General features: G+C 49.6%; 8 protein-coding genes. All 8 read left to right on the top strand.

Translation table 11 applies throughout. The annotated features are described in order from the left end of the window. Positions 1-369 (top strand): EF-Tu C-terminal domain-related protein (locus DRI82_RS22200; protein WP_484068171.1); only part of this gene is annotated, 369 nt, incomplete at its 5' end. A 240-nt stretch (positions 370-609) separates the two neighbouring features. Further along, positions 610-993 carry a preprotein translocase subunit SecE gene (secE, locus tag DRI82_RS22195; RefSeq protein ID WP_114196084.1) on the top strand — a complete coding sequence of 128 codons (384 nt, stop codon included), beginning with the start codon at positions 610-612 and terminating at the stop codon, positions 991-993. Between the two features lies 1 nt (position 994). Next, a complete protein-coding gene (gene nusG / locus DRI82_RS22190) occupies positions 995-1,540 on the top strand; it encodes a transcription termination/antitermination protein NusG (RefSeq protein WP_009639145.1) in 546 nt (181 codons plus the stop codon). Between the two features lie 164 nt (positions 1,541-1,704). Continuing rightward, positions 1,705-2,133 carry a 50S ribosomal protein L11 gene (gene rplK, locus DRI82_RS22185; RefSeq protein ID WP_114196083.1) on the top strand — a complete coding sequence of 143 codons (429 nt, stop codon included), beginning with the start codon at positions 1,705-1,707 and terminating at the stop codon, positions 2,131-2,133. A 3-nt stretch (positions 2,134-2,136) separates the two neighbouring features. Further along, on the top strand, positions 2,137-2,841 hold the full coding sequence (gene rplA / locus DRI82_RS22180; protein ID WP_114196082.1) for a 50S ribosomal protein L1: 705 nt from the start codon (positions 2,137-2,139) through the stop codon (positions 2,839-2,841). A 332-nt stretch (positions 2,842-3,173) separates the two neighbouring features. Continuing rightward, entirely contained in the window at positions 3,174-3,677 is a 504-nt protein-coding gene (gene rplJ, locus DRI82_RS22170) for a 50S ribosomal protein L10 (RefSeq protein ID WP_114196081.1), read from the top strand. A 66-nt stretch (positions 3,678-3,743) separates the two neighbouring features. Continuing rightward, positions 3,744-4,112, top strand: a complete 369-nt coding sequence (gene rplL, locus DRI82_RS22165) for a 50S ribosomal protein L7/L12 (RefSeq protein ID WP_114196080.1) — start codon at positions 3,744-3,746, stop codon at positions 4,110-4,112. Between the two features lie 329 nt (positions 4,113-4,441). Continuing rightward, complete coding sequence (gene rpoB / locus DRI82_RS22160; protein WP_114196079.1) at positions 4,442-8,470, top strand: DNA-directed RNA polymerase subunit beta; 4,029 nt, start codon at positions 4,442-4,444, stop codon at positions 8,468-8,470. Positions 8,471-8,474 lie beyond the last annotated feature (4 nt).

The raw sequence follows: 8,474 nt of genomic DNA, 5'->3' as shown, positions 1-8,474 counted from the left end.
GAGAACGTTGGTGTTCTGCTGCGTGGTATCAAGCGTGAAGAAATCGAACGTGGTCAGGTCCTGGCGAAACCAGGTTCAATCAAGCCACACACCACCTTTGATTCAGAAGTCTATATTCTAAGCAAAGATGAAGGCGGCCGTCATACTCCGTTCTTCAAAGGCTACCGTCCACAGTTCTACTTCCGTACAACAGACGTGACGGGCACCATCGAACTGCCAGAAGGCGTAGAGATGGTAATGCCAGGCGACAACGTGAACATGGTTGTCACCCTGATCCATCCAATCGCAATGGACGACGGTTTGCGTTTCGCAATCCGTGAAGGCGGCCGTACTGTTGGTGCCGGTGTAGTTGCTAAAGTTATCGCGTAATCGCTGATAATATTTGACGCAACACGCAATAAAAGGGCATCATTCGATGCCCTTTTCTACGCTGTGGCATTAGAACCTATCTCATCAGCGATTTTTGCGTCATAATCATTGGTGAGATGGGCTCTGAACTATTAGCGTAAGACACCGAGTTATGCGCGTGTAGTGAGCATAGACCGGTTTGGTTTGCCTCGCAGAGCGAGGCAAAGTTGTTTGTTCTGAATCATTGTGACAGGTTGGTTTATGAGTGCGAATACCGATGCTCAAGGGAGCGGGCGCGGCCTGGAAGCAACAAAATGGGTGGTGGTTGCCATTCTGCTGGTTGTGGCTATCGTAGGTAATTATTATTACCGCGAATTCAGCCTGCCACTGCGTGCGCTGGCCGTCGTCATTGTTATTGCTATCGCTGGTGCAGTGGCACTGATGACGACCAAAGGCAAGGCCACCGTAGCGTTTGCCCGCGAAGCACGCACGGAAGTGCGTAAAGTTATTTGGCCGACTCGCCAGGAAACGCTGCACACCACGTTAATCGTTGCCGCGGTAACTGCCGTGATGTCACTGATTTTGTGGGGGCTGGATGGCATTCTGGTCCGCCTGGTCTCGTTTATTACTGGCCTGAGGTTCTAAGATGTCTGAAGCTCCAAAGAAACGTTGGTACGTCGTTCAGGCGTTTTCCGGTTTTGAAGGCCGCGTAGCACAATCCCTGCGCGAGCATATCAAATTGCACGACATGGAAGAGCTGTTCGGCGAAGTGATGGTACCTACGGAAGAAGTTGTTGAGATCCGTGGTGGCCAGCGCCGTAAGAGCGAACGCAAGTTCTTCCCTGGTTACGTCCTGGTTCAGATGGTGATGAATGATGCCAGCTGGCACTTGGTGCGTAGCGTACCGCGTGTTATGGGCTTCATCGGCGGGACTTCCGATCGTCCGGCACCAATCAGTGATAAGGAAGTGGATGCGATCATGAATCGTCTCCAGCAAGTGGGTGATAAACCCCGTCCTAAAACGCTGTTTGAACCGGGTGAACTGGTACGCGTCAACGATGGTCCGTTTGCTGACTTTAACGGCGTTGTCGAAGAAGTGGATTATGAAAAGAGCCGCCTGAAAGTGTCTGTGTCCATTTTTGGTCGTGCGACACCGGTAGAGCTGGACTTCGGTCAGGTAGAGAAAGGCTGATCATCTTTTCACCATAGCCAGTGATTAGATTGTTGTATGAGGCGCGAAATTAAACTATAATTTCGCGCCTTTTGTTTTTAGGTGCTGCTCAAGTAGCAGGACTTCATAATTGCACGAACGGGGAGCCTCATTGAGGCGATATCACCCAAATCGAGGAAATATAGATGGCTAAGAAAGTACAAGCCTACGTCAAGCTGCAAGTATCAGCTGGCATGGCTAACCCGAGTCCACCGGTAGGTCCGGCTCTGGGTCAGCAGGGTGTTAACATCATGGAATTCTGTAAGGCGTTCAATGCCAAGACTGAAAGCATTGAAAAAGGTCTGCCGATCCCTGTTGTTATTACTGTTTATTCTGATCGTTCCTTCACTTTCGTTACCAAGACCCCGCCTGCAGCAGTTCTGCTGAAGAAAGCAGCTGGCGTCAAGTCTGGTTCCGGCAAACCGAACAAAGACAAAGTCGGTAAAGTGACAAGTGCGCAGGTTCGTGAAATCGCAGAAACCAAAGCTGCGGACATGACTGGTTCTGATATGGAAGCCATGGTGCGCTCCATTGAAGGTACTGCTCGTTCCATGGGCCTGGTAGTGGAGGATTAATAAATGGCTAAGCTGACCAAGCGCATGCGCGTGATCCGTGACAAAGTTGATGTAACTAAACAGTATGACATCAACGAAGCCGTTGCCCTGCTGAAAGAGCTGGCCACTGCTAAATTCGTAGAAAGCGTTGACGTTGCTGTTAATCTCGGCATCGACGCTCGTAAATCAGACCAAAACGTTCGTGGTGCAACCGTTCTGCCACATGGCACCGGTCGCTCTGTACGCGTTGCTGTATTTACTCAAGGTGCTAACGCTGAAGCGGCTAAAGCTGCTGGCGCTGACCTGGTAGGTATGGAAGATCTGGCTGAACAGATCAAGAAAGGCGAAATGAACTTCGACGTTGTTATTGCTTCCCCGGATGCAATGCGCGTTGTTGGTCAATTGGGCCAGATTCTTGGTCCACGCGGCCTGATGCCAAACCCGAAAGTAGGTACTGTAACTCCTAACGTTGCTGAAGCAGTGAAAAACGCTAAAGCAGGTCAGGTTCGTTATCGTAACGACAAAAACGGCATCATCCACACCACCATTGGTAAAGTTGACTTTGAATCTGACAAGCTGAAAGAAAACCTGGAAGCTCTGTTGATTGCCCTGAAAAAAGCCAAGCCTTCCCAGGCAAAAGGCGTTTTCATCAAGAAAGTCAGCCTGTCTACCACGATGGGTGCAGGTGTTGCAGTTGATCAAAGCGGTCTGAACGCAGTAGCGAACTAATTCGCTGCGTGCATTTTCTGCTTTACGCGGGCGAAAGATTTGTCTAGAATCTATCGCCCGTTGTTCTGCTATTGCGGAACCAAGAATTTTTCGGTTGGAGCCTGGCCTATCCAGGCCTCCGTCCAAGACCGCAGGTGCGTTGAAAAATGCTTAATTTTCCTGCGTAGACGGTGACAGAGCCTAAAGAAAATTTTCTTTGTTGTTTTTATAAAGAACAAGAATGGTCTTTGCTGGATTCTGCTCACCGTGTGTAAGCATCTATCTCGATTTCGATGATAGATGAAGTGAGTTCCGGGGGATTTTCCCCGGCCAAATCCAGGAGCAAAAAGCTAATGGCATTAAATCTTCAAGACAAACAAGCGATTGTTGCTGAAGTCAGCGAAGTAGCCAAAGGCGCGCTGTCTGCAGTTGTTGCGGATTCCCGTGGCGTAACTGTAGATAAAATGACTGAACTGCGTAAAGCAGGTCGTGAAGCTGGCGTTTACATGCGTGTTGTTCGCAACACCTTGATGCGTCGCGTCGTTGACGGCACTCAATTCGAATGCCTGAAAGACACGTTTGTCGGTCCAACCTTGATTGCATTCTCTACTGAACACCCTGGCGCTGCTGCCCGTCTGTTCAAAGAGTTCGCGAAAGCGAATGCAAAATTTGAGGTTAAAGCTGCGGCCTTTGAAGGCGAATTGATCCAAGCGGCACAAATTGACCGCCTGGCAACTCTGCCTACTTACGATGAAGCAATCGCACGCCTGATGGCAACCATGAAAGAAGCCTCTGCTGGCAAATTGGTTCGCACTCTGGCTGCACTGCGCGATCAGAAAGAAGCTGTTGCTGCTTAATCAGCCTTTCTTTTCTCGTTGTTATGCTTACGTATAAACTATCTCTGAATTTTAGGAACATTTGACATGTCTACTATCACTAAAGACCAAATCATTGAAGGCGTTGCAGCTCTGTCTGTAATGGAAATCGTAGAACTGATCTCCGCTATGGAAGAGAAGTTTGGTGTTTCTGCTGCTGCTGTTGCTGCAGGTCCTGCTGCTGCTGCTGAAGCTGTAGAAGAAAAAACTGAATTTGACGTTGTGCTGAAAGGCATTGGCGCGAACAAAGTTGCTGTAATCAAAGCAGTTCGTAGCGCAACTGGCCTGGGTCTGAAAGAAGCGAAAGACCTGGTAGAATCTGCGCCAGCAGCACTGAAAGAAGGCATCAGCAAAGACGATGCTGCAGCTCTGAAGAAAACCCTGGAAGAAGCTGGCGCTGAAGTTGAAGTTAAATAAGCCAACTCTTTCAGTTGCAGCTTGAGAAATCAGGCTGATGGCTGGTGACTTTTGGGTCACCAGCCTTTTTGCGCTGTAAAGGTCCCAGTGACATTTCACACTGTTTAGTCACTGATAAACCTTAATATTTTTTTCTGTATACGCCTTAATATACTGTTTCTCCCTGATCCGGCCCGCTCTGGTTCAAAGAACAATGAAATGATTTAAGAGTGATGGAATCAAGTATTACGGAAAGTGTTTCGACTTTCCGATCGACATAAACGGTGTTGCATGAACTGTCCTTTTAGGACGGACAGAGTGGGTCACTGATCAGCGAGCTGAGGAACCCTATGGTTTACTCCTATACCGAGAAAAAACGCATTCGTAAGGATTTTGGTAAACGTCCACAAGTTCTGGACATACCTTATCTCCTTTCTATCCAGCTTGACTCGTTCCAGAAGTTTATCGAGCAAGATCCCGAAGGACAGTACGGCCTTGAAGCGGCATTCCGTTCTGTTTTTCCTATCCAGAGCTACAGTGGCAATTCGGAGCTGCAATACGTTAGCTACCGTCTTGGTGAGCCGGTATTTGATGTTAAAGAATGCCAGATCCGCGGTGTAACTTATTCTGCACCACTGCGCGTAAAACTGCGCCTGGTGATTTACGAGCGGGAAGCACCGGAAGGTACGGTTAAAGACATCAAGGAACAAGAAGTCTATATGGGCGAAATTCCGCTCATGACCGAAAACGGTACCTTTGTAATTAACGGTACTGAGAGGGTTATCGTATCTCAGCTGCATCGTAGTCCTGGTGTCTTCTTTGATAGCGATAAGGGTAAAACCCACTCATCGGGTAAAGTGCTCTATAACGCACGTATCATCCCTTACCGTGGTTCATGGCTGGATTTCGAGTTTGACCCGAAAGACAACCTGTTCGTACGTATTGACCGTCGCCGCAAACTGCCAGCGACCATCATCCTGCGTGCGCTGAGCTACACCACTGAGCAGATTCTTGATCTGTTCTTCGAGAAAGTTGTCTACGAAATCCGTGACAATAAGCTGCAGATGGAGCTGGTTCCAGAACGTCTGCGCGGTGAAACTGCTTCGTTTGATATCGAAGCGGGTGGCAAGGTCTATATCGAGAAAGGCCGTCGTATCACTGCTCGTCACATTCGTCTGCTTGAAAAAGACAATATTGATCGTATCGAAGTGCCGGTTGAATACATCGCGGGCAAAGTGGTTGCGAAAGATTATATTGACGAAAATACCGGCGAACTGATCTGTGCAGCCAACATGGAGCTGTCACTGGATCTGTTGGCCAAATTGAGCCAGTCCGGCCACAAACGCATCGAGACGTTGTTCACCAACGATCTGGATCACGGCGCGTACATGTCTGAGACTATCCGTGTCGATCCAACGAGCGATCGCCTGAGCGCTTTGGTAGAAATCTACCGTATGATGCGTCCTGGTGAACCGCCGACACGTGAAGCTGCAGAAAGCTTGTTCGAGAACCTGTTCTTCTCCGAAGACCGCTATGACTTGTCAGCGGTGGGTCGTATGAAGTTCAACCGTTCCCTGCTGCGTGACGAGATCGAAGGTTCCGGTATCCTGAGCAAAGACGACATCATTCAGGTGATGAAGAAGCTCATCGGTATCCGTAACGGTAGTGGCGAAGTGGATGATATTGACCACTTGGGCAACCGTCGTATCCGTTCTGTCGGCGAAATGGCAGAAAACCAATTCCGCGTCGGTCTGGTGCGTGTGGAACGTGCAGTGAAAGAACGTCTTTCCCTGGGCGATCTCGACACCCTGATGCCGCAGGATATGATTAACGCCAAGCCAATTTCGGCGGCGGTTAAAGAGTTCTTTGGTTCCAGCCAACTGTCACAGTTTATGGACCAGAACAACCCGCTGTCAGAAATTACGCACAAGCGTCGTATTTCTGCATTGGGCCCAGGCGGTTTGACCCGTGAACGTGCGGGCTTCGAAGTTCGAGACGTACACCCGACGCACTATGGTCGTGTGTGTCCTATCGAAACGCCGGAAGGTCCAAACATTGGTCTGATCAACTCCTTGTCTGTGTACGCGCAGACCAATGAGTACGGTTTCCTTGAAACCCCATATCGTCGTGTTCGTGACGGTCTGGTGACTGATGAAATCAATTATCTGTCTGCTATTGAAGAAGGCAACTTCGTTATCGCTCAGGCGAACTCCAACCTGGACGACGATGGCCGCTTTATAGAAGACCTGGTTACTTGCCGTAGCAAAGGCGAATCGAGCCTGTTTAGCCGCGATCAAGTTGACTATATGGACGTATCAACCCAGCAGATCGTATCCGTTGGTGCTTCTCTGATTCCATTCCTGGAACACGATGACGCCAACCGTGCATTGATGGGTGCGAACATGCAACGTCAGGCAGTCCCGACTCTGCGCGCTGATAAGCCGCTGGTTGGTACTGGTATGGAACGTGCTGTTGCTGTTGACTCCGGTGTAACTGCCGTAGCCAAACGCGGTGGTACTGTTCAGTACGTGGATGCCTCCCGTATCGTTATCAAAGTTAACGATGAAGAGATGTATCCAGGCGAAGCAGGTATCGATATTTATAACCTGACCAAGTACACCCGTTCCAACCAGAACACCTGTATCAATCAGATGCCGTGTGTTTCTCTGGGTGAGCCGATCGAGCGCGGTGACGTGCTGGCAGATGGCCCGTCCACCGATCTGGGTGAACTGGCGCTGGGTCAGAACATGCGCGTCGCGTTCATGCCGTGGAACGGCTACAACTTCGAAGACTCCATTTTGGTTTCCGAACGCGTAGTACAGGAAGATCGCTTCACGACCATCCATATCCAGGAACTGGCGTGTGTGTCTCGTGACACCAAACTGGGGCCTGAAGAGATCACTGCCGACATCCCTAACGTGGGTGAAGCTGCGCTCTCCAAACTGGATGAATCCGGTATCGTTTATATCGGTGCTGAAGTGACTGGCGGTGACATTCTGGTTGGTAAGGTAACGCCGAAAGGTGAAACCCAACTTACGCCAGAAGAGAAACTGTTGCGTGCGATCTTCGGTGAGAAAGCGTCTGACGTTAAAGATTCTTCTCTGCGTGTACCAAACGGTGTTTCCGGTACGGTTATTGACGTACAGGTGTTTACCCGTGATGGCGTAGAAAAAGACAAACGTGCGCTGGAAATCGAAGAGATGCAGCTGAAGCAGGTCAAGAAAGATCTGACTGAAGAGCTGCAAATCTTTGAAGCTGGTTTGTTTGCACGTATCAAAGCTGCGTTGGTTTCTGGTGGTGTCGAAGCTGAGAAGCTGGACAAACTGCCACGCGATCGCTGGCTGGAACTGTCGCTGACTGATGAAGACAAGCAAAACCAACTGGAACAGTTGGCAGAGCAATATGACGAACTGAAATCCGATTTTGAGAAAAAACTGGATGCCAAGCGTCGTAAGATCACCCAGGGTGATGATTTGGCGCCAGGCGTGCTGAAGATCGTCAAAGTGTATCTGGCTGTTAAACGTCAGATTCAACCGGGTGACAAGATGGCAGGCCGCCACGGTAACAAAGGTGTTATCTCCAAGATCAACCCGATCGAAGATATGCCTTACGATGAAAACGGTACGCCGGTAGACATCGTTCTGAACCCGTTGGGTGTTCCATCTCGTATGAACATCGGTCAGATTCTGGAAACCCACCTGGGTATGGCTGCCAAAGGTATTGGTGAAAAAATCAATGCCATGCTGAAGAAGCAGGAAGAAGTCAGCAAGCTGCGTGAGTTCATCCAGAAAGCCTACGATCTGGGCGACGACGTCCGTCAGAGGGTTGATTTGAATACCTTCACTGACGACGAAGTGCTGCGTCTGGCAGAGAACCTGAAAAAAGGTATGCCAATCGCAACGCCAGTGTTCGATGGTGCGAAAGAGAAAGAGATCAAGGAACTGTTACAGCTGGGTGGACTGCCAACTTCTGGTCAGATCACTCTGTTCGATGGCCGTACCGGCGAGCAATTTGAGCGTCAGGTTACCGTTGGCTATATGTACATGCTGAAACTGAACCACCTGGTCGATGACAAGATGCATGCGCGTTCTACCGGTTCTTATAGCCTGGTTACTCAGCAACCGCTGGGTGGTAAGGCGCAGTTCGGTGGTCAGCGCTTCGGTGAGATGGAAGTGTGGGCACTGGAAGCATACGGTGCTGCCTATACTCTGCAGGAAATGCTGACCGTGAAGTCTGATGACGTTAATGGCCGTACCAAGATGTATAAAAACATCGTGGATGGTAATCATCAGATGGAACCAGGCATGCCGGAATCGTTCAACGTATTGTTGAAAGAGATCCGCTCACTGGGTATCAACATCGAGCTGGAAGAAAAGTAATTAC

Origin of the sequence: Edaphovirga cremea (genome assembly GCF_003332275.1) — a bacterium.
GTDB classification, from domain to species: domain Bacteria; phylum Pseudomonadota; class Gammaproteobacteria; order Enterobacterales; family Enterobacteriaceae; genus Edaphovirga; species Edaphovirga cremea.
Note: the sequence above shows the minus strand (reverse complement) of the source record. Positions and strands in the feature narration are given on the sequence as shown.

Coding starts and splice junctions, on each gene's coding strand:
- secE (WP_114196084.1), top strand. CDS start 610: ATGAGTGCGAATACCGATGCTCAAGGGAGCGGGCGCGGCCTGGAAGCA.
- nusG (WP_009639145.1), top strand. CDS start 995: ATGTCTGAAGCTCCAAAGAAACGTTGGTACGTCGTTCAGGCGTTTTCC.
- rplK (WP_114196083.1), top strand. CDS start 1,705: ATGGCTAAGAAAGTACAAGCCTACGTCAAGCTGCAAGTATCAGCTGGC.
- rplA (WP_114196082.1), top strand. CDS start 2,137: ATGGCTAAGCTGACCAAGCGCATGCGCGTGATCCGTGACAAAGTTGAT.
- rplJ (WP_114196081.1), top strand. CDS start 3,174: ATGGCATTAAATCTTCAAGACAAACAAGCGATTGTTGCTGAAGTCAGC.
- rplL (WP_114196080.1), top strand. CDS start 3,744: ATGTCTACTATCACTAAAGACCAAATCATTGAAGGCGTTGCAGCTCTG.
- rpoB (WP_114196079.1), top strand. CDS start 4,442: ATGGTTTACTCCTATACCGAGAAAAAACGCATTCGTAAGGATTTTGGT.